This is a genomic window from Psychrobacter piechaudii (assembly GCF_900162825.1).
Lineage (GTDB): Bacteria > Pseudomonadota > Gammaproteobacteria > Pseudomonadales > Moraxellaceae > Psychrobacter > Psychrobacter piechaudii.
In genome coordinates this window covers 1-20,483 of record NZ_FUGE01000144.1, presented here as the reverse complement: position 1 = coordinate 20,483, position 20,483 = coordinate 1, and the positions used below count along the sequence as shown (strand labels likewise).

At 42.0% G+C, this 20,483-nt stretch carries 17 protein-coding genes, 1 tRNA gene and 1 pseudogene; 4 read left to right on the top strand and 15 right to left on the bottom strand.

Going from position 1 to position 20,483, the window contains the following annotated elements; genetic code table 11:
• Window positions 1-14 precede the first annotated feature (14 nt).
• Both A1019T_RS08080 and A1019T_RS08075 read right to left on the bottom strand, forming a co-directional pair.
• Window positions 15-721 (bottom strand): annotated as a pseudogene (locus A1019T_RS08080) (pirin family protein).
• A 222-nt stretch (window positions 722-943) separates the two neighbouring features.
• Window positions 944-4,063, bottom strand: a complete 3,120-nt coding sequence (locus A1019T_RS08075; protein WP_077451199.1) for a DNA translocase FtsK — start codon at window positions 4,061-4,063, stop codon at window positions 944-946.
• Window positions 4,064-4,380: 317 nt separating this feature from the next.
• On the opposite strand from A1019T_RS08075, the gene trxB reads away from it, so the two are divergent.
• The 3 genes from trxB (at window position 4,381) to A1019T_RS08060 (ending at window position 7,331) form a co-directional block, all read left to right on the top strand.
• Window positions 4,381-5,403: a thioredoxin-disulfide reductase gene (gene trxB, locus A1019T_RS08070; protein WP_077451198.1), complete on the top strand. Its 1,023-nt coding sequence runs from the start codon at window positions 4,381-4,383 to the stop codon at window positions 5,401-5,403.
• 288 nt (window positions 5,404-5,691) lie between these two features.
• Complete coding sequence (gene aat, locus A1019T_RS08065) at window positions 5,692-6,489, top strand: leucyl/phenylalanyl-tRNA--protein transferase (RefSeq protein ID WP_244156589.1); 798 nt, start codon at window positions 5,692-5,694, stop codon at window positions 6,487-6,489.
• A gap of 5 nt (window positions 6,490-6,494) precedes the next feature.
• A complete protein-coding gene (locus tag A1019T_RS08060; protein ID WP_077451196.1) occupies window positions 6,495-7,331 on the top strand; it encodes an arginyltransferase in 837 nt (278 codons plus the stop codon).
• Window positions 7,332-7,383: 52 nt separating this feature from the next.
• Here A1019T_RS08060 and rimI read toward each other — a convergent pair whose 3' ends face one another.
• The 12 genes from rimI to A1019T_RS13410 all read right to left on the bottom strand — a co-directional run bounded on the left by rimI (window position 7,384) and on the right by A1019T_RS13410 (window position 19,665).
• Complete coding sequence (rimI, locus tag A1019T_RS08055; RefSeq protein WP_077451195.1) at window positions 7,384-7,902, bottom strand: ribosomal protein S18-alanine N-acetyltransferase; 519 nt, start codon at window positions 7,900-7,902, stop codon at window positions 7,384-7,386.
• A gap of 126 nt (window positions 7,903-8,028) precedes the next feature.
• Window positions 8,029-8,961 carry an electron transfer flavoprotein subunit alpha/FixB family protein gene (locus A1019T_RS08050; protein WP_077451194.1) on the bottom strand — a complete coding sequence of 311 codons (933 nt, stop codon included), beginning with the start codon at window positions 8,959-8,961 and terminating at the stop codon, window positions 8,029-8,031.
• 154 nt (window positions 8,962-9,115) lie between these two features.
• Window positions 9,116-9,865: an electron transfer flavoprotein subunit beta/FixA family protein gene (locus A1019T_RS08045; RefSeq protein ID WP_077451193.1), complete on the bottom strand. Its 750-nt coding sequence runs from the start codon at window positions 9,863-9,865 to the stop codon at window positions 9,116-9,118.
• Window positions 9,866-10,414: 549 nt separating this feature from the next.
• On the bottom strand, window positions 10,415-10,630 hold the full coding sequence (locus tag A1019T_RS08040; RefSeq protein ID WP_007394029.1) for a cold-shock protein: 216 nt from the start codon (window positions 10,628-10,630) through the stop codon (window positions 10,415-10,417).
• Between the two features lie 319 nt (window positions 10,631-10,949).
• Entirely contained in the window at window positions 10,950-11,369 is a 420-nt protein-coding gene (locus A1019T_RS08035) for a hypothetical protein (RefSeq protein ID WP_077451192.1), read from the bottom strand.
• A gap of 271 nt (window positions 11,370-11,640) precedes the next feature.
• Window positions 11,641-12,657: a ketol-acid reductoisomerase gene (gene ilvC / locus A1019T_RS08030; RefSeq protein ID WP_077451191.1), complete on the bottom strand. Its 1,017-nt coding sequence runs from the start codon at window positions 12,655-12,657 to the stop codon at window positions 11,641-11,643.
• Window positions 12,658-12,842: 185 nt separating this feature from the next.
• The gene (ilvN, locus tag A1019T_RS08025; RefSeq protein ID WP_077451190.1) at window positions 12,843-13,334 is read right to left on the bottom strand and encodes an acetolactate synthase small subunit; all 492 of its coding nucleotides are present in this window, start codon (window positions 13,332-13,334) and stop codon (window positions 12,843-12,845) included.
• Window positions 13,334-15,049 (bottom strand): acetolactate synthase 3 large subunit, encoded by a 1,716-nt coding sequence (locus A1019T_RS08020; RefSeq protein ID WP_208608053.1) that lies wholly within the window; start codon window positions 15,047-15,049, stop codon window positions 13,334-13,336. Before A1019T_RS08020 ends, ilvN begins: the two co-directional genes overlap by 1 nt.
• A 960-nt stretch (window positions 15,050-16,009) precedes the next feature.
• Window positions 16,010-16,888 (bottom strand): NADPH-dependent 7-cyano-7-deazaguanine reductase QueF, encoded by an 879-nt coding sequence (gene queF / locus A1019T_RS08015; protein WP_077451188.1) that lies wholly within the window; start codon window positions 16,886-16,888, stop codon window positions 16,010-16,012.
• Between the two features lie 34 nt (window positions 16,889-16,922).
• A complete protein-coding gene (locus A1019T_RS08010; protein WP_077451187.1) occupies window positions 16,923-17,747 on the bottom strand; it encodes an ABC transporter permease in 825 nt (274 codons plus the stop codon).
• Window positions 17,744-18,709: an ABC transporter ATP-binding protein gene (locus A1019T_RS08005; protein WP_077451186.1), complete on the bottom strand. Its 966-nt coding sequence runs from the start codon at window positions 18,707-18,709 to the stop codon at window positions 17,744-17,746. Before A1019T_RS08005 ends, A1019T_RS08010 begins: the two co-directional genes overlap by 4 nt.
• Before the next feature lie 278 nt (window positions 18,710-18,987).
• Window positions 18,988-19,665 carry a c-type cytochrome gene (locus A1019T_RS13410; RefSeq protein ID WP_208608052.1) on the bottom strand — a complete coding sequence of 226 codons (678 nt, stop codon included), beginning with the start codon at window positions 19,663-19,665 and terminating at the stop codon, window positions 18,988-18,990.
• Window positions 19,666-20,071: 406 nt separating this feature from the next.
• Between A1019T_RS13410 and A1019T_RS07995 the strand changes: the two genes are divergently transcribed.
• Window positions 20,072-20,148: transfer RNA gene (locus tag A1019T_RS07995), tRNA-Arg, on the top strand.
• Window positions 20,149-20,209: 61 nt separating this feature from the next.
• On the opposite strand, the gene A1019T_RS07990 is transcribed toward A1019T_RS07995, so the two are convergent.
• The coding region (locus A1019T_RS07990; RefSeq protein ID WP_143514097.1) for an RNA-guided endonuclease InsQ/TnpB family protein at window positions 20,210-20,483 on the bottom strand (274 nt) is incomplete at its 5' end.

Below are 20,483 nucleotides of genomic sequence, written 5' to 3'. Positions count from 1 at the left end.
TTTAGCTGCTGGGATTACATAGGAACTTCCATAAGTAGAACACGAGAGTCTTCTAAAGCTTCTACTTCAAAGCCTGTGGTGTCGATGATACCCATACCATCCCGAGTATCTAATACCTCATCCCCCACTTTGATCTTACCTTCGATGACAAAGGCATAAACACCGTGTTGGTTGCCTTTTAATTCATAGCTAGCACTCACCCCTTTATCAAGGTTGCCCATATGGAACCACGCATCTTAGTGAATCCATACCCCAGCATCATCTGGGTTTGGCGATAAGATTTGGCCAAATTCATTGGGCTTCAACATATCTGCTATTTTTAACTGTTGATAACGAGGCTCAACCCCTTGTTTGTTTGGCATGACCCAAATTTGAAAAAATTTAACCGGTACATCCGCATTGCCATTCATTTCACTATGAGCAATCCCTGTCCCCGCTGACATCACCTGGATCTCGCCACTTTCAATGATACCACTGGTGCCAATAGTGTCTTTGTGAGCCAATTTACCTGCCGTTGGAATTGAGATGATTTCCATATCACGGTGAGGGTGAGTACCAAAGCCCATTCCCCTTCTACATGGTCATCATTAATGACACGTAAGGCACCAAACCCCATACGCTCAGGATTATAGTAGTTTGCAAAGCTAAAAGTGTGTTTGCTTTTTAACCAACCATGATTTGCATCACCACGGGTATTGGCTTTATGTACGATAGTATTCATAGGTAATCCTCATTTTTATAGCGGTATCTTGTTTTAATGAGGCTATTATATAATGAATATTATCTTAATCAATGATCCATACTATTAACTTAAATTTAATTATGTAAAGAGTTTAATACCTGTTAAAAGGAGTGTTAAGGGGCTATTAAATGATCTGGATAGTTGCCATAAAAAAAGGAGCCGAAGCCCCTTTTTTTAATAAACTACATTTGTTTTAAATTACTACATTAATAGTTCACGCTTACCACTTTTACCCATAGAGCTTACCAAACCTGCTTCTTCCATAGAGTCAACAATGCGGGCAGCGCGGTTATAACCAATACTAAATTTACGCTGGATACTCGAAGCTGATACTTTTCGAGTCTCCATGACAAAAGCCACTGCTTCATCATAAAGCGCATCATCCTCTCCAGAGGTATTTCCAGCGCCACTACTACTAGGGCTGGTTAAATCGAAGTTACTTGCCATATTATCAATATAATCGGGAGCCCCTCGCTCACGCCAAGCATCACAAACTCGGTTAACCTCTTCGTCACTGACATAGGCACCATGCACACGGTCCGGCTCAATTTGACCTGGGCCTAAGAACAGCATATCACCGTTACCCAGCATATCCTCAGCACCGCCCGCATCTAAGATAGTGCGAGAGTCCACTTTTGAGTTAACCCGTAAGGCCGCTCGAACTGGAATATTGGCTTTAATCAAACCCGTGATCACATCTACCGATGGGCGCTGAGTGGCTAGCATTAAGTGAATACCGGCCGCACGAGACTTCTGTGCCAAACGAGTGATCAGCTCTTCTGCCTGCTTACCTACCTGCATAATCATATCAGCGAATTCGTCGGCTACGATAACAATCATCGGTAGGGTCTTAAGCTTAGGTGCTTTATCGATGCTAACACTATCATTAGGACGCCATAGAGGGTCTAACATTGGTCTACCTGCCTTTTCGGCAGTGATGACTTTTTTGTTAAACTCACTTAACTTACGCACTTTGAGCAAGCTCATTAACTGATAACGGCGCTCCATTTCAGCCACACACCAAGCCAAGCTACTGGCAGCCTCATTCATATCGGTTACCACAGGGGTCAGTAGGTGAGGAATATCATTGTAGTTGGCCAATTCAAGCTGCTTAGGGTCAATTAAAATTAAACGCAGCTCTGACGGTTTGTATTTCAGCAGCATAGATAACAGCATGGCGTTAACCAATACTGACTTACCTGAACCTGTGGTACCAGCTACAAGCATATGCGGTGCACGTGCTAGGTCAGTGATAATAGGCTTACCGCCAATATCCTTACCCATGGCCATACTGATTTGTGCTTTAGGATTCTTATAATCTTCGGTTTGTAGCAACTCAACCAAACGCACCATTTCACGTTTTTTATTGGGTACTTCGATACCAATGTAAGGCTTACCTGGAATAACCTCTACCACACGCAATGAGGCCATAGATAACGAACGGGCCAAATCTCGTGAGATACCGGTCACCTTACTGGCTTTTACCCCAGGTGCTAAATCCACTTCAAACCGCGTGACCACAGGCCCAGGAATGGCGTTTACCACTTCTGCTTTTACGTTAAACTCTTGTAGTTTAATTTCCAACAGTTCAGATAATTGCTTTAGTTCAGCTTCGGTATAGCTGGGCTTACGATCTGGATCTGGCGTATCCAAAATAGACAGCTCTGGAATCGGCGATAAGCCTTCACGATACTTAGCGGTCTGCATGGCACGACTGCTAGAGGCAAATGCCGAATCATCATGAATCTCAGGAAAGCTGACCTCGCTCTGCTCGTCTATTTCATCGTCACTATCAGGTACCATATCTTCGATGTGATTGCTCGCATCACCCTCTGGGGTAGCAAAGCGTATGGTTGGCGTCACTCGAGTTGGACTGTCCTCATTACTAGGCTCATGCGGCTTTTTTGGATTAGAAGGTGGGGTGTTGGTCGGGGTTAAATCTATTTCCTCATCAAGCAGAGCTTCGTCTTCTTGGCTGCTCCACTCTTCCTGTACTACCGGCTCATCCACAACGTCAAAATCAGCTTGCTCAACATCAGCAGTGTCAGTTGCAGTTGGTTTTGGCTGTTGCTGCTCTACATCTTCCGCTTCTATAGCTGCTGCAACCTCTGACTGTTGTGGCTCAAACTCAGTGGCTAGAGAATCTGCAAAGTCATCCTCTGCTTCTTCTACAACCATTGACTCACTTCCAACTGCCTCTTTAGCAGAGGTTTCATCAACTGACTCGGTAGACTGTTCTTCTAAGGTTTGTGTTTGTACTGCAGCAGAAGTTGAGGTTTCAGGGTTATTGGCCACAGCCTCTGGCAAAGCTTGTTCATCAAGCAGCTCATTAATCACCTCTTGATCATTCCACGCAAAGCTAGGTTCTTGCTTTTTCGCGCCAGCTGCAGTCATAGAGGGCTGCTGACCAGCTTGAGCTTTTTGCTGTCTTTCTGATTCAGCTTGCTCCTGCTGCGCCTCTTGCTCACGTAATGCCAAGATGCTCTCAGTCAATCCTGAGTTGACTAAGAAATCATCCAATACATTGCTTAAGGCGGGATCCGATTTCTGAGTAGCTTCTGACTGCTGTGAGTGAGCATCAGCTTCCTGCTCATCAGAACTCTCTGGCAAGGATAACTTTAGCTGTTGAAATAAAGGCGATTCTGTCTGAGAGTCCTCGGTTTCATTTAGTGCTTGTTGTAAAGCCAGTAATTCCTCTTCAGTTAAAGCCGGGCTGTCCTCAATAAGCTCCTCTTTCTCTGCAGAGTCTCGCTGTATACCACTACCAAGCCATGACAGACTAAAGATCTGTTTGAATACCCGCTTCCAATGAATATCAAAAGCAAAGGTAATGGTTATTAGGCTAAAGGCCAACAGAAATGTTGCTGCTCCATAGATAGTCAGCAGACTTGCTAAGCGCGTAGCAACCTCTGCTCCTAAAATACCGCCAAAACGGGCACCATTATCGGTACTATAATCTAAAAGCTGTGGAGTGATAGCGGTAAGCCCACAGCTGGCCAATACCAAGAACACATAAGCTATGGCTCGTAAAGGACCAAATGCTTGTTCCCGGCTCCACCAAAGACATATCGCCTCATAAGCCAAAAACGCCATTAACCACCAAGCTGGCCAGCCCAAGAAGGTATATAGCAAATCTGACAGCCAAGCGCCAACAGAGCCGCCCATATTACTCACCTGCCCCATGTCACTACTGATACGCGACCAGCTGGGATCATTGGGGGTGTAAGTAACCAAGATAACGAACAAGAATGCAGACAAGAGGACGGCAAGCAAGGTAAAAACGATTTTTTTAAGCGTGTAAAGATGATGTGCCGTTATCATTAATTTTTCCCAACATTTGAAACTTAACTATGGTGACAGGTAGACGTTCGTGGTTTGTGAATAGGTGCCATTTGGCAAAAATATTAGCCTAGCCTGTATAATCCACTATAATAGCAAATTGCATTGTATTTTCGAGCCTTGACTGGCTTATTTATCATATAAATAAACATGATAACTTAAACTCATTTGCTATTGTAAACAAATGCCCCCATTCTTATAAATACAGACGTCGATAAAAAGGGGCATTAACACAGTGATTTGCGCCCTTATTCAACTGATGCCCTCTGATAAAATATGCCAAAACATAAGGAAAAAACATGACACAAGACACCAATGCTGCTCGCCACGAAAAATTAATTATTTTAGGGTCAGGCCCTGCTGGATATTCAGCGGCAGTCTATGCAGCGCGAGCCAACTTAAATCCAGTAATTATCTCTGGTATGCAAGTCGGCGGACAGCTTACAACAACAACAGAGGTTGATAACTGGCCAGGTGATGCTCATGGTTTGACTGGTCCCGATTTAATGGTCCGCATGAAAGAACACGCCGAACGCTTTGGCACTGAAATCGTCAATGATCACATCAATTCCGTAACTCTGACTGAGCGTCCTTTCAAGCTAGAAGGTAATGCCGGTACTTATACCTGTGATGCGCTAATCATCGCCACCGGCGCTTCTGCTCAGTATTTAGGTCTTGAATCAGAAACTAAATTTAAAGGCTTAGGGGTATCGGCTTGTGCCACTTGTGACGGTTTCTTCTACAAAAACCAAAAAGTTGCGGTTATCGGTGGGGGTAACACAGCCGTTGAAGAGGCGTTATACCTATCAAATATTGCTAAAGAAGTGATTTTAGTTCACCGCCGTGACAGCCTACGCTCTGAAAAAATATTGCAAGACAAGCTATTTGAAAAAGCCAAAAATGGCAACATCACCATTGAATGGAACCACCAAGTAAAAGAAGTGGTGGGTGATGATATGGGAGTGAACGGTTTAATCATCGAGTCAACCCAAGACGGCAGCACTAAGCAGCTGGACGTGATGGGTGTGTTTGTGGCCATTGGCCATAAGCCCAACACGGATATGTTTGCTGGTCAATTAGACATGAAAGACGGCTACTTGATCGTTAACAGTGGTACTCAAGGCAATGCCACTCGAACCAGCATTGAAGGGGTATTTGCGGCGGGTGATGTGGCAGATCACGTCTATCGTCAAGCCATTACCTCAGCAGGTACCGGCTGTATGGCGGCATTAGATGCAGAGAAATATCTTGACTCAGTTGGTGAAGCCAATGCCAAAGATCATACTTACGCCTCGACTTTAACTGCAGACGACCAAGCCTAAGCTCATAGCTGATAACTCATAATTTATCTTCCATAATGACATAATGAGTTAAGCTGAAATCACAAAAGTGCTGATCAGATATTGATTGGCACTTTTTTTACGTTAATAATAAATCGTAATCATTGCCAATGCGTATGCAATTGATATACTTAATAAATCGTGGCCCTATCGTGCTATCTTAGCGGATATAACTTACTAATTTACTTTTTTTGATATGGGATAAACTTTTTGACCTCAGACTATCAAAGCGACTCAAACTTCCCTTCACAAAGTAGACAAGACTCACCTATTACCTCTGCTTTATTTAACTGTAACTACCTATTCCCAAAGCCTGATGTGGCAGATCCTGAAGGTTTAGGGCTAGTGGCTATTGGTGCTGACCTGTCCCCTGAAACCCTGCTATCCGCTTACTCGCAAGGGCTTTTTCCTTGGTCTAATGAAGATGAACCAATTGCTTGGTGGTCTCCTGAGCCGCGTTGTGTGCTTGACCCCAGCTCTTTTATTCCTAGCAAGTCTTTAAAGCGCTTAGCCAAAGCCAGCTCCTGGCACTGGAGTGTCAACAGTGCCTTTGAAGAAGTTATTCATGCTTGTAGCCTTCCCCGTAGTTATGCTGAAGATACTTGGATTCATCAGGAGATGATACAAGCTTATACCGAGCTTCATAAGCTGGGTTATGCACACAGCTTTGAGGTTTGGGAGGATAAGAATTTGATTGGCGGTCTATATGGCTTAAAAATCGGTCAAATCTATTTTGGCGAGTCGATGTTTCATCGTCAAAGTAATGCCTCAAAAGTTGCCTTTTGGGCATTAAATAATTTTTGCCAACATACGGACGTTGAGCTAATAGATTGTCAGCTGCCTAATCCCCATTTACAAAGCCTAGGTGCAGGTATTATGCCAAGACAGCTTTTTTTAGCTAAGTTAAATAACTGGGTATCCCGCCCCAGCTTAGATTGGCAGTTATTTTCTGACAAGCGATATTTAGTTAACCAGCTAGCGCACACAACTGCGCCAATACTTAGCCAGACACCCAATGCCGCTTCTGCTCCCTTCTTTAGTGCTACCCACCCTAACCGCAAGGATTAACTAAAATGTATCCTTACGCAGACAATAGTGTCACCCGTGAAAATACAATACATCAAGGGAGTTTAGAGCAACCCATCCGCTTTAATCTCTCTCCTCCAAGCCTGTGTAGCTACCTTCCCTACCAGGTATCTCAGCTGACTTTTTTGCTGCTAGAGCCGAATCAAAGTATCGATTCTGAGCTATATACTCAGCTAAGCACTCAAGGTTTTCGACGCAGTAGCAATGCTTTTTATCGACCGAACTGTCAAAACTGTGCTCAGTGTATCTACAGTCGGGTGGTCGTGAAAGAGTTCCTGCCCTCTCGGCGCTATCGAAAAGTACTCAATCGTAACAGCGAAGTAAGCGTTAAATTTGTTGCTGCTACCCAAGCCACGCAAGAACACTATTCTTTGTACCAAAAATACATCTCTGGGCGCCATGCTGATGGAGATATGTACCCGCCCAGCTTACATACTTTCGAGCAGTTTTTGGTAGACAGTCCAACGGATACTTTATTTATGGAGGTAAGAGAGCCCAATAACAAACTCATTGCTGTGGCCGTAACCGACCGACTAAGTGATGGATTATCCAGCATCTATACTTTTTTTGACCCTGACTCCAGTTATAACTCTCGCAGTCTTGGGGTGCTCTGTATTCTAAAACAGATCGAGGCTGCTAAGAGCTTAGGCTTAGATTACGTATATCTGGGCTTTTGGATTCCTACTGTCAAAAAGATGAACTACAAAACTGATTACACCCCGATTGAATTATTAATAAACAACCACTGGACTTATTTCTCACAAACACCAGATCACAATGAGGTATTGAATTTAATTAATACCTCACCTGCAAAGTTTTTCTGATTATAAATTTTCCGATATAAACAAAACGATATAAATAAAACTTTGCTCGTTATTAGGCTGTTAGCTCATATTGCATAATCAGTGCATCACATTTGGCCTCCCCTTCTCCCTCCTTTGAGGGCATAGAGTAATAGCCTTTGCGAACATGAATCACTTCAAAGCCCATTTTTTTATACAGAGCGATAGCAGCCACATTATCTTGCCTTACCTCTAATAAGATTCTTTCTAACTTCTTATGTGTCATAGCTTTAATTAAAGCTTGTAGCAGACAAGCAGCCAAACCTTGACGTTGATACTCGGGATGAGTGCCTATCCGTAATACTTCCGCCACCTCAAATACGGTACTAATGATGCAATAAGCCACTATTTTTTCTTCAGAAGTCTGAGATAAGTCAGTTTCTAATACACCCCAACACTGATTAATATCTTGCTGTAGTAGCTCACTAATCTGTTGCTCACTCCAATTATCTGATTGAATCATTTGCTCAATTTCAGCAACTTGGCGTAGTAAATGCTGATCACAGTCTGCAGTGGTAATTTGGCAGAGATTAGGGATTTCATAATATCTCATGGGGGCAAATCCTTTAAATACTTATGACTAGAGGATAAAGAAACGATTTTATAAAAGCATCAAAAAAGCCTTCAACCTAGGGTTGAAGGCTTTTAACTACTAAAAAACTATCTTACCGTAAAGAAATTACAGCTTGCTAGTTAATTCTGGTAGTGCGTCGAACAGGTCGGCTTCTAAGAAGTAATCAGCAACTGTTGCGATTGGTGCTTCTGGATCGTTGTTGATAGCAACGATAACTTTAGAATCTTTCATACCTGCTAAATGCTGAATAGCACCAGAGATACCGGCAGCGATATATAGGCTTGGTGCAACGATTTTACCAGTTTGACCAACCTGCATATCGTTAGGCACATAACCTGCGTCAACTGCGGCACGTGAAGCACCGATAGCAGCGCCTAGTTTGTCTGCTAATGGCTCAATGTATTTAGTGAAGTTTTCACCGTTTGTTAATGCACGGCCACCAGATACTACGATTTCAGCAGAAGTTAGTTCAGGACGGTCAGACTTAGCCAACTCTTCACCAACGAAGCTTGATTTACCAGCATCTTGAGCGTTGTCTAGCTCTTCGATAGAAGCTGATCCACCTTCCGCAGCTGCAGCATCAAATGCAGTAGCACGTACAGTAACTAGTACTTTATCTTCAGAAGTCTTAACAGTCGCTAAGGCGTTACCAGCATAGATAGGACGCTCAAAGGTGTTGGCATCGATAACTTGCATCACGTCAGTGATCATGCTCACGTCTAATAAAGCCGCTACGCGTGGTAAGAAGTTCTTGCCATTTGAAGTTGCTGGAGCAACGATATGGCTATAATCGCCAGCAAGATCTTTAACCAATAAAGCTACGTTTTCAGCCAATTGATACTCGTATGCTGGGTTATCAACACAGATTACTTTGCTAACGCCTGCTACTTTGGCAGCTTGCTCAGCTACTGGCTTACAACCAGAACCGGCTACTAATACATGAACGTCGCCACCCATTTGAGTTGCAGCGGTAACTGTGCTTAGAGTTGCCTTTTTTAACTCGGCATTATCATGTTCTGCATATACTAAAATTGCCATGAGATTATTATCCTTTCAAATAATTATAGAAGATTGTGATTTGGTAACTGTTCTTTATCGCCTGCCCTATTAGCTGTAACTGACTCTAATTCATTTTATGACAGGCTGATAACCAACAACACTAATCAAATTTATTAGAAGTTAAGTTCAAGAATTAAAGAACTTTTGCTTCATTTTTTAGTTTGTCAATTAGCTCATCCACTGAACCAACTTTAACACCTGCAGAACGCTCAGCTGGTGGAGTTACTTTCACAATTTCTTGCTTAGAAGCCATGTCTACACCGAAATCTGCTGGTGTTTTCTCATCTAGTGGCTTTTTCTTAGCTTTCATGATGTTTGGAAGTTTTGCATAACGTGGTTCGTTTAGACGTAAGTCAGTAGTGATTACTGCAGGCAATGGTAGCGCAACAGTCTGAAGACCACCGTCAATCTCACGAGTAACGTTTACTTTATCGCCTTCTACTTTAACTTCTGAAGCAAAAGTACCTTGGCCGATACCCATTAGTGCAGCAAGCATCTGACCGGTTTGGTTGTTGTCATCGTCGATAGCTTGTTTACCAAGAAGAATAAGATCAGTACCTTCTTGCTCAGCAATACCTTTAAGAATTTTAGCAACTTGTAGAGGGTATGCTTTGTCATCAGTCTGAACCAAAATACCACGGTCAGCACCTAGTGCTAGAGCAGCACGAATTTGTTCTTGAGCTTCTTTAGGGCCGATAGAAGCAACAATAACTTCATCCACCACGCCTGCTTCTTTTAGGCGCACTGCTTCTTCAACAGCGATTTCACAAAATGGGTTGATAGACATTTTTGTGTTGCTTAGATCAACGCCAGAATTGTCAGCTTTAACGCGAACTTTTACGTTATAGTCAATCACACGCTTAACAGCGACTAATGCTTTCATACGTTCCTCGTTTATTAATGTTATGAATAATTAAACTTACGATTTCAAACCCAGTGCAAAGTATATCTTATCTCGCACCGAAAAATTAATTCTTATACATCTTAGCCAATATAGGAGCCAATATATATAACAATTTGTAGGATTTAATTAACAGATTTAATTCCCTATTTAGGCCCGTTAATTCACTCCTTATCAGTTCTACTAAACCCAAGATTGTATTGAACAACCATTTTTTTGGTTTTAGCAGGATACAAATAAACATTTATTATCAAACGACTCTTATATTGCGTGACCAACCCCATTAGGTCAAGCCGTTGCCGTGAATAAAGGGTCATAAATTTTTTCAATATTTATTTATTTTAACCTAGAATTCTTTTTTTTCGTCTCTAGTAATACCAATATTGCCTATTATTTTAGTTTGTTTTAGGCCATCCAAGTATCAAATAATAAATTTTAGCCAAAAAAAAGACAACCACTGGTTGTCTTTTTATAGCATTATCACCTTTCTAGGCGATTCACGCTTATTTGTAGGTCAAAGCCTACAATAAATTATTCAGCTGATTCGATTTGTTCAGCTTGTGGACCTTTTTGGCCTTGGCCTAATACGAAAGTAACTTTTTGACCTTCGGCTAGGGTTTTGAAACCGCTGCCTTGAATAGCACTGTAATGAGCAAATACGTCTTGACCACCATCGTCTTGTGCGATGAAACCAAAACCTTTAGCTTCGTTGAACCACTTAACAGTACCTTGTACACGTTCTGACATAACTTTTCCTAATATAAAATTGATTTAACTATAGTCATGATGCTTTTAACAGACTTGCTCTACTCTAGTGGGTAGATAACGAGCCGGTAGAAAACGTAAATCGAGTAGTATTGATTAGAATGTTGACTAATCATCACTCTAATAAATAGCCACTTAGGTTACATTTCTACGTTTAAATGCAGTCATGTTTGAATCAGTAGCTGTGCTATTCATTCAAAAAGTAACTTACTTACTATGGGATAGTATAACAGCTTTAAACGTCTTGTCCTAACAATATCTGTAGTTTTGGTTGGTTTGATGTAAAAAATGTAAATTTTAACTAACTAATTGGCTTAGAAAACAGTAATACAAAGACACATAAAGCAAAGAAGGTCGTCGAAAATGACTGGCTGAAAGCTATATAGGGCTTAGGTATAACCAACTCTTCCGGGCTGGCCGGCAATCCAGAGCGTTTCAATAAGCGACTGCCATACACCCAGCCAGATAGGGCATAAATCCAGTAGGCTACCGGCACTGTCATCTCAATAGACTTAAAATCTAATAGGTAAACGACCGCAATAGAGACAAATAACCATAAAGTATCCACTACCGAGCTCACCTGGAAAAACTTTGACTTTGGCAGCTTACCCTCAGTTTTTTTCAGCATCTGCCCCTCTATCCAGATTAACAGTGCCACCCCTGCACTCAGCGCTATATAAATTGAGGGAAGATTAATATTAGCAAGCCACTGGGTATCCATAATCTAAGTCGTTCCTTTTTTGTTTTCTGTTCGATTTTTAGTAATTTAGACATTAGAGTCTATATAGCGATTTTTTTGACTGCTTCAAGGGGTCGTCGCCTAACCTCAAAAACCAAGCATCAAAAAATCTAGCATTAAAAAAGCTCATGCGTCTAAGACACATGAGCTTTAATCAATGCTGGCCTGCTTATTTCATCACAGCTTATCACATAAACTGTGATGACAGCTATCTAAGCCTAGCCAGCACTTTTAACTAACAAATAAAACTAAATTAGTTCTTTTCTTTATCGATGATTTTGTTACCACCAATCCAAGGCATCATAGCACGTAGCTTAGCACCAGTTTTCTCGATTTCATGATCGGCGTTGTTACGACGACGAGCGGTCATTGAAGGATAGTTAGTAGCGCCTTCGTTGATGAACATCTTCGCATACTCACCAGACTGAATGCGTTTTAGAGCATTGCGCATCGCTTCACGTGACTGCTCGTTGATCACTTCAGGACCGGTTACATATTCACCGTATTCAGCGTTGTTACTGATTGAATAGTTCATATCAGCAATACCGCCCTCATACATTAAGTCTACGATAAGCTTCAGCTCATGTAAGCACTCAAAGTAAGCCATTTCTGGAGCATAACCTGCTTCAGTTAGGGTTTCAAAGCCCATTTTAACCAGCTCTACTGCACCACCACAAAGGACAGCTTGCTCACCAAATAAGTCAGTTTCAGTTTCATCTTTGAAAGTAGTTTCGATAATACCTGAACGACCACCACCAACACCAGCTGCGTAAGATAAAGCCACTTGCTTAGCTTGACCTGAAGCATCTTGATAAATAGCGATTAGATCAGGGATACCACCGCCTTTAACGAACTCAGAACGTACTGTGTGACCTGGCGCTTTTGGAGCAACCATAATAACGTCTAAATCTTTACGTGGCACTACTTGGTTATAGTGGATAGAGAAACCATGAGCAAATGCTAGAGTGGCGCCTTCCTTAATGTTTGGCTCAATAACGTCTTCGTATAAAGATTTTTGGAACTCATCTGGAGTTAGAATCATAACCACTTCAGCAGCTTGTACCGCTTCTGCAACTTCGGCTACTTTTAGGCCAGCATTCTCAGCTTTTTTCCATGAGCCTGAATCCGCCCGTAGACCTACAGTTACATCAACCCCTGAGTCTTGAAGGTTAAGCGCATGGGCGTGACCTTGCGAACCATAACCAATAATAGCTACTTTTTTGCCCTGGATGATTGATAAGTCACAATCTTTATCGTAATAAACGTTCATAATTTAGTCCTTTTAAATACTTTCAAATAGTTTTGAAAATAGAGGGTGGTGTTGAAATTCAACTTGTTAATTTTACAACTTTCAGATTAGCTCAAGCCTTTGCAAATAACCATTTAAACTGAAATCGACAAGAGCTTGAGCCATTACAAAACAAATTTACCAAATAAAACTACTGCTAAACAAAACTATAGGCTAAGGGTACGCTCACCACGTAAGATACCAATCACACCTGAACGGACCACTTCTAAGATACGGTCACGGCCGATAACTTCGATAAAGCCGTCAAGCTTAGCCTCATCACCAACAATTTGAATGGTATAAAGGCTTGAAGTGACATCTACGATTTGAGCACGGAATATATCTGCACTGCGCTTAACTTCCGCGCGAGCGCTGCCGGTAGCTCGTACTTTAATCAACATCAGTTCACGCTCTACGTGAGCATTATCTGTCAAGTCAATTACTTTAACCACTTCAATTAGCTTGTGCAAATGCTTAGTGATCTGTTCAATTTTGTCGGCACTGGCGTTGGTAGTCAATGTCAAACGCGAAATCGTTTCGTCTTCAGTAGGGGCTACGTTTAGGGTTTCGATGTTGTAACCACGCTGTGAAAACAACCCAACCAGACGTGATAGCGACCCAGCTTCGTTTTCCATTAGTACAGAGATTAAGTGTTGCATTAGGTACGCTCCCCCTTAGATAACCACATATCGCGCATAGACTGCCCTGCAACTTGCATTGGATATACGTGTTCATTACGATCCACGTAAACATCGATAAATACAAGTTTGTCTTTCATTGCCATTGCTTCAGCCAGTTGCTCATCTAACTTGGCTGGATCAGTAATTTTGATACCAACGTGGCCATAACTCTCTGCAAGCTTAACGAAGTCTGGTAGTGACTCCATGTAAGAAGAGGCATGACGACCTTCATACAGCATATCCTGCCACTGTTTAACCATACCCAACTGAGCATTGTTTAGGCATAAAATCTTAACTGGCAATCCATACTGGAAACAAGTAGACAGCTCTTGAATGTTCATCTGAATCGACCCTTCACCGGTGATACAGACCACATCACGCTCAGGCTCTACCAATTTGACTGCCATTGCATACGGCAAGCCAACACCCATGGTGCCCAAACCACCTGAGTTCAACCACTGGCGAGGCTCATTATATTTGTAGTAAAGCGCAGCAAACATCTGGTGCTGACCCACGTCACTGGTAATAATCGCATTACCATTGGTCACTTCATATAGCTTTTCAACAACCGCTTGCGGCTTCATACCATTGTCAGTACTGGTGTCATAACGTAGACCATGACGCTTACGCCATTCATTAATCTGTGACCACCAGTCTAGCAAGGCAGGCTGATCCAACTGTTTATCATCACCCTCAAGCAGCTGAAGCATATCCGTTAATACTGATTTCACATCACCTACGATTGGTATATCGGCATTAATGGTCTTCGAAATTGACGCAGGATCAATGTCGATATGAATGATGGTGGCACTTGGACAGAATTTTTTCACATCATTGGTTACGCGGTCATCAAAACGCGCACCCACTGCCAAAATAACATCGGCATGATGCATGGTCATGTTGGCTTCATAAGTGCCATGCATGCCTAGCATACCTACGAACTGACGATCAGAGCCTGGGAAAGCCCCTAACCCCATTAGCGTATTGGTAACTGGCAGGTTCAATTGACGTGCTAACTTGGTTAACTCTTCATGAGCATTACCCAAGATAACGCCGCCCCCTGAATATAAAATTGGGCGCTTGGCTGCTAATAGAGTTTCAATCGCTTTTTTAATCTGACCACTATGACCTTTTACTGAAGGCTGATAAGAGCGTAGATTTACAGACTCTGGATAGTTATATTCAAACTTCTCGTGCGGTGCAGTGGTGTCTTTTGGAATATCAATAACGACTGGACCTGGACGGCCAGACTGAGCGATATAAAATGCTTTTTTGATGATTTCAGGAATTTCACTGGCATGGCGTACTTGGAAGCTGTGTTTAACGATAGGACGAGAAACCCCAACCATGTCTGTTTCTTGGAAGGCATCATCACCAATTAGGTGCTTAGGTACCTGACCTGAAATAATGACCATTGGAATTGAATCCATAAACGCAGTAGCGATGGCCGTTACCGTGTTGGTTGCACCAGGACCTGAAGTCGCTAGTACCACGCCTGTTTTGCCAGTGCGACGTGAATAAGCATCTGCCATGTGACCCGCCGCTTGCTCATGACGCACTAAGATATGTTCAATAGCATCTTGTTTAAAGATAGCATCATAAATATGTAGGACGGCACCACCTGGATAACCAAAAATATACTCGACGCCCTCGTCAATTAATGACTGGACAAGCATTTCACCGCCAGAGAGCATGATTGGCCCATCGCCATTTTCTAGAAGTTCACGCTTTTTACCAAAGTTAATGGCAGCGTGTGCGGTTTGGGTATGCCCTGTCATATTAGGGCTTTGGGTTGTTTGAGTCACTGTCATCACCTATTTTATTGCGGGATGTGATAAGGCTTTTATTATAAAAGTTGCTGGTCAGCAAAGCATACTCACGGTATGCACCTAATACTTTAAATAGTCTGTTAAAAGATTCTTGACCTACTTTTAACTCTATTCAAACTTTCATTTTATTCATAATTTACAGCTCATATCCATAAAATTAAATAACCCTACAGACACGACAAAAAATACCAACAGGCATCAGCCATGTGATATGGGAACTTAAAAATACGGTGACGAAACGACGCTTAACAAAGCAATGTCTTATAAGACCAATAAGAGCATTTTTAAGAATTTAACAAGATTGGTGTGCTATTGACTCAAAGCTGCATGATTAAATGCCACTATTGAAACATACAAATCGGGTTAAAAAGTATAAAAAATTATACCCATCAAACTGAAGCTATCATAAGGCTATGACTGCTATTCAGAATGATTACTTAGTCGCTGTAGACCGATAAGTCCCTGAACTAATAACAGTAAAAGCAAACTGTCTAATTCATCACATCAAAAGAAGCCACCCTAAAGTGAATGGTAATCCAACAATAGTTGCTACTTTTTAGTTAACTAACTCGGTAGAGAAGGTTAACCGACTAATCATAATTCTATAATCCGTTGTTTTGCCAGTTATGTCAACTAAATTTAATTCATGAGACACCATACCTAAATTAATCAATTGGAATTAAATGATAAATTTTTGGACATAAAAAAACCCAAGAGCGAAATTGCTCTTAGGTTTAGTATTTAAATACGCTGATAAAGCTCAATAAGCTTAGCTGTTTTTCAGACCTCTTTTAGCTTTAGTAAACTCTATAAGGTAGACCGCTCCTATTGACGTACTAGACGGCTAGGTTGCGGCAGTAAGCTACTATCACTAACGCGGCAAGGGTTAATGTCAATGCCGCCACGACGAGTATACCAAGCACGAACCATCAGCTTTGAAGGACTATATCTTTGGCTTAAATCAGCAAATATTTGCTCTACACACTGCTCATGAAAGCCGTTGTGCTGACGGAAGCTAAGAATGTAGGTTAATAATTTCGCTTCATCAATGTTTTGTGAGGTGGTGATATCTATCGCTAAAGTCCCCCAGTCCGGCTGATTGGTCACTGGACAATTACTGCGTAGCAAGTTTGAGTACAGTTGATACTGTTTCTCTGCTTGATCAAGCGATGCACTAACGTCTACATCCTCTGCCAGTAGGCTAGCATCAGGATGCTCAACCAGCTCAACTTTACCTGGTAAGTTATCTAATGCCTGATCGATACATTTGCCTTGAGGATGAGCAATTAAAAATCCTGTGTCAGCTTCCCTACCAGAGCTAATGGCATCCAGACCAAACAGTGAGACTTGAACTTCGGCTCCAACACAAGCCGCCAAGTCTTTTGCTATGGTTTGCTCAACGGTTTCCCAGCTGTCAAATTCAGTAAAGTTTAAACTATTTAGATACAGCTTAAGGGATTTGGACTCAACGATGTTGGGCGAGCTGGCGGGTATACCAAAGCGGGCAATCGCCATCTGTGAAATGCCTTGGGAGTTCAGCCAAGACATTTCAAAGGCATGCCACCAGTCTACCCCAACCTGTAACTTATCCTCTTGCCAATTAATTTCGTTACGGCCCATTGAGCGTGGGATTGCATACAAAGTATCTGGTTGATAAGTTTTTGGGTAGCTGGTGCTCTCCCCTAGTACACCATGAATACTCATAAGTAAGTCCTATCTTAAATATAAAATTAAAAGTTTACAGTCTTAAGCGTGAGCCGTTATCCAGTAGACGATAAGCAATGGCATAAAAAATCGCACAGAATACGAATATTGCGGCCATTGAGTACCAGACATTCACATCAGAATAACCCAAGATGCCGTAGCGGAATGAGTTAACCATATAAACAATCGGGTTCAATAACGATATGTTTTGCCAAAATGGGGATAAGTTCTCTAATGAATAAAACACCCCACCCAAATAAGTCAACGGGGTCAGCACAAAGCTTGGAATAATCGAAATATCATCAAATGAGCGGGCAAATACTGCGTTAATAAATCCGCCCAATGAGAATAAAATAGAAGTTCCTAATACTGTAAACACCATAACAAAGAAGTGTTCGATCCCTAACTCAGTAAAGAACCGAGCCACAATAGAGACAATAATCGCAATCATAAGTCCCCGAAATACGCCGCCTCCAATATAGCCAATTAATATGGAGTGTTTAGAAACCGGAGACACCAAGAGCTCTTCAATACTGGAAGTAAATTTGGCACTAAAGAAGCTTGAGACCACGTTGGAGTAACTGTTGGTAATGACCGACATCATAATTAGACCCGGTACAATGAACTGCATGTAAGGCACACCGCCCATTTCTCCCACACGCGAGCCAATCATTTTACCGAAAATAATAAAATACAAACTCATGGTAATCACAGGTGGCAGCAGGGTTTGCGGCCAAATGCGTAAAATACGACGAATTTCTTTTATCAAGATAGTGCGAAAGGCAATCCATTTTTGAGCAAAAGTTAAGCCGTCATTATTTGTGGCGTTGTTAACAGGTTGATTATTGATGTTGCTCATAGTCCAGCCTCCTTCATACTATCTTTGCTTTGGATACCTTGTTCTACCAGACGCATAAATAGTTCTTCCAAGCGGTTGGCTTTATTGCGCATACTTGATACTTCGATGCCTTGCTGTGTTAATTGTTGGAACACCCCGTTTAAGGACTCGCCTTCCGTTAAGGTAACCTCAAGGGTTTGATTATCAGGCTGTGAATAAGAGGTGATACCGCTAATAGACACCTCACCTGACACGGGCTTTTTGAAATCTAATATAAAGGTCTCAATAGACAGCTGGGTTAGTAGCTCTTTCATTTCAGTGTTAACACGGATTTCACCATGGTCTAAAATGGCGATATAGCGACACAATTGCTCTGCTTCTTCTAGGTAATGAGTGGTCAGAATAATGGTGGTTTTTTCTTCCTCATTAATTTGCTGCATGAACTCCCACATTGAGCGTCGCAGCTCAATATCCACCCCTGCAGTCGGTTCATCCAAAATAAGAAGCTTGGGCTTATGGATTAGTGCTCGGGCAATCATTAACCGACGCTTCATACCCCCTGAGAGTTCACGGGCTTTATTATTACGTTTGTCCCAAAGCCCTAAAGCGGTCAGCAATTTTTTGGCTCTGGGTCTAGCTTCTTTCGCAGCAATGCCGAAGTAACCCGCTTGAGTAATTAAGATATCTTCAACCTTCTCAAACTGGTTAAAGTTAAATTCTTGCGGGACGATACCTAAGTATTGCTTGGCAATTGAAGGGTTTTGTAATAAATCAGTACCAAATATTTTAACGCTACCTTCAGTAGGTTTAAATAACGAACTAATAATGCCGATCATGGTTGATTTACCAGCACCATTAGGCCCTAGCAAAGCAAAAAAACCGCCTTGAGGTACAGTTAAATTCACGTTCTTTAAGGCAGTAAAACCATTGCCATAGACTTTAGATAGATTATTAATCTGTAATGCAGGCGTTGTATTAGTCATAAACTCACATCTTCATTAGCTTTTATAGTGGGGATGATAATGGCTATATATGGTGCCGAAAATCTATTCTTAAACCCACCTTGAGGCAAACATAGGCATTGATAATTTCAATCAATCATTGAAACAACAAAAGACGCTCACTTTACAGTAAGCGTCTTCGTTATACGCTATTAGCGTTAGAAGGTCCTAACCCAAGCTTCAATTAGGGCTGTAATAGAGCGCTAATCAGCTTGGGTTATCGCAAATAGCCGTTATAAAAGTTGTTCAGTCTTCAGAGATTAGCTAGACTGTTCAACCATATAATCAACAGCGTTTTGAACTTCTTCATCTGGGATATCTGCACCACCACGGGCTGGCATAGCATTTAGGCCGTTGATAGCGTGATCATATAGCGTGTTCGTACCTTGTGCGATACGAGGACCCCATGCACCTGCATCACCAAACTTAGGCGCACCTAATACACCGCTGCCATGACAAGTTTGACAAATGGCTTCATAAACCGCTTTACCATCACGAACTTGACCTTCAACACCGGCACTTGAGGCAGTTAAAGTGATGTCACAGTTGTCATCACCGTCAAAGCAAACTTTACCGTAAGGCTGAATACGTTCAACAAGTTTTGGATATAAAGCGATTAACTTTTTAACTTGAGGAGTTTCCTCAGGAATAGGCTCTTCTTCCACTGGCTCTGCAGGGGCAGCAGCAGCTTCTCCATCGGCAGCAGCTGCATCAGTAGCCGCACCATCAGTAGCTGTCGCATCAGCAGCAGCTTCATCAGTAGCTTGTTCACCTGCTGCTGCATCTGTGGTTTCTGCTTTAGCATCAGTAGTCGCAGTAGTCGCAGTAGCCGCTTCAGTGGTTTGCGCAGCTGGAGCAGCAGCGTCTTCAGCTTGGCTTAAAGAAATGCCTGATAGACCAAGGATGGCGGCGGCGGATAACATCACGATTTTTTTCATGCGTCACAATCTCTTTTTAGAGCGACTTCTCTGGGTGATTATCGCTAAATATAAGCAATCCCAAGATGTCGTGTATGATTGAGTGAATTGTTTTAACTTTTTAATATAAAACCAGTAATAAATTCTTATCCCTAATATTATAATGGGAAAAGGGGGTTAAAAGCCATGTTTCAATGGTGACTCTTACGACAAAAGGCAGTTTTTAGCCTAATTAAGTTACCCAATTATTACGAATGATGCCTAATGTATCAAATTTTCGTAGGCTTTGTCATTTATTAAGCGTGATAACATTGGTTTTTTTAATGGATTTTGCTAGACTAGCGAGCTTGAGTGCGGTTATCGTTAACAATTAAAAAGATTATTTTTGAGTTAGATAGCTGAAATTCACTCAATATTGCCAAAATATGCGCTTGTAGCTCAGTTGGATAGAGTATCGGTTTCCGAAGCCGAGGGTCGTGGGTTCGATTCCCGCCAAGCGCACCATCTTCTGTAAGTCTGTATTATCTCTACATCCCTTCCCGCTTGCATTGACCTCCTCCCCTCGCTAAACCGAGGGGATTCCTACAGCTAGACGGTCAAGCCCGACCGCAAGGATGTTCTTAGCAGCATTGATATCTCTATCATGCCATGTGCCACACTCAGCACAAGTCCATCCTCTTATTCCAAGACCTGCCCTACCTTTCGGACTACTGTCACTTATTTCAAGGCAGTACGAGCAGGTCTGGGTAGTGTAGCTCTCATTTACGATCTCAAGCTGACAACCTGCATACTTGCATTTGTATTCCAGTTGTCGTTTAAGCTCAAACCATCCTGCATCG

Bases quoted from the DNA above. Each gene is read 5' to 3' on its own strand.
- A1019T_RS08075 (WP_077451199.1), bottom strand. From the start codon at position 4,063: ATGATAACGGCACATCATCTTTACACGCTTAAAAAAATCGTTTTTACC.
- trxB (WP_077451198.1), top strand. From the start codon at position 4,381: ATGACACAAGACACCAATGCTGCTCGCCACGAAAAATTAATTATTTTA.
- A1019T_RS08060 (WP_077451196.1), top strand. From the start codon at position 6,495: ATGTATCCTTACGCAGACAATAGTGTCACCCGTGAAAATACAATACAT.
- rimI (WP_077451195.1), bottom strand. From the start codon at position 7,902: ATGAGATATTATGAAATCCCTAATCTCTGCCAAATTACCACTGCAGAC.
- A1019T_RS08050 (WP_077451194.1), bottom strand. From the start codon at position 8,961: ATGGCAATTTTAGTATATGCAGAACATGATAATGCCGAGTTAAAAAAG.
- A1019T_RS08045 (WP_077451193.1), bottom strand. From the start codon at position 9,865: ATGAAAGCATTAGTCGCTGTTAAGCGTGTGATTGACTATAACGTAAAA.
- A1019T_RS08040 (WP_007394029.1), bottom strand. From the start codon at position 10,630: ATGTCAGAACGTGTACAAGGTACTGTTAAGTGGTTCAACGAAGCTAAA.
- A1019T_RS08035 (WP_077451192.1), bottom strand. From the start codon at position 11,369: ATGGATACCCAGTGGCTTGCTAATATTAATCTTCCCTCAATTTATATA.
- ilvC (WP_077451191.1), bottom strand. From the start codon at position 12,657: ATGAACGTTTATTACGATAAAGATTGTGACTTATCAATCATCCAGGGC.
- ilvN (WP_077451190.1), bottom strand. From the start codon at position 13,334: ATGCAACACTTAATCTCTGTACTAATGGAAAACGAAGCTGGGTCGCTA.
- A1019T_RS08020 (WP_208608053.1), bottom strand. From the start codon at position 15,049: ATGCTCTCTGGCGGTGAAATGCTTGTCCAGTCATTAATTGACGAGGGC.
- queF (WP_077451188.1), bottom strand. From the start codon at position 16,888: ATGAGTATTCATGGTGTACTAGGGGAGAGCACCAGCTACCCAAAAACT.
- A1019T_RS08010 (WP_077451187.1), bottom strand. From the start codon at position 17,747: ATGAGCAACATCAATAATCAACCTGTTAACAACGCCACAAATAATGAC.
- A1019T_RS08005 (WP_077451186.1), bottom strand. From the start codon at position 18,709: ATGACTAATACAACGCCTGCATTACAGATTAATAATCTATCTAAAGTC.
- A1019T_RS13410 (WP_208608052.1), bottom strand. From the start codon at position 19,665: ATGAAAAAAATCGTGATGTTATCCGCCGCCGCCATCCTTGGTCTATCA.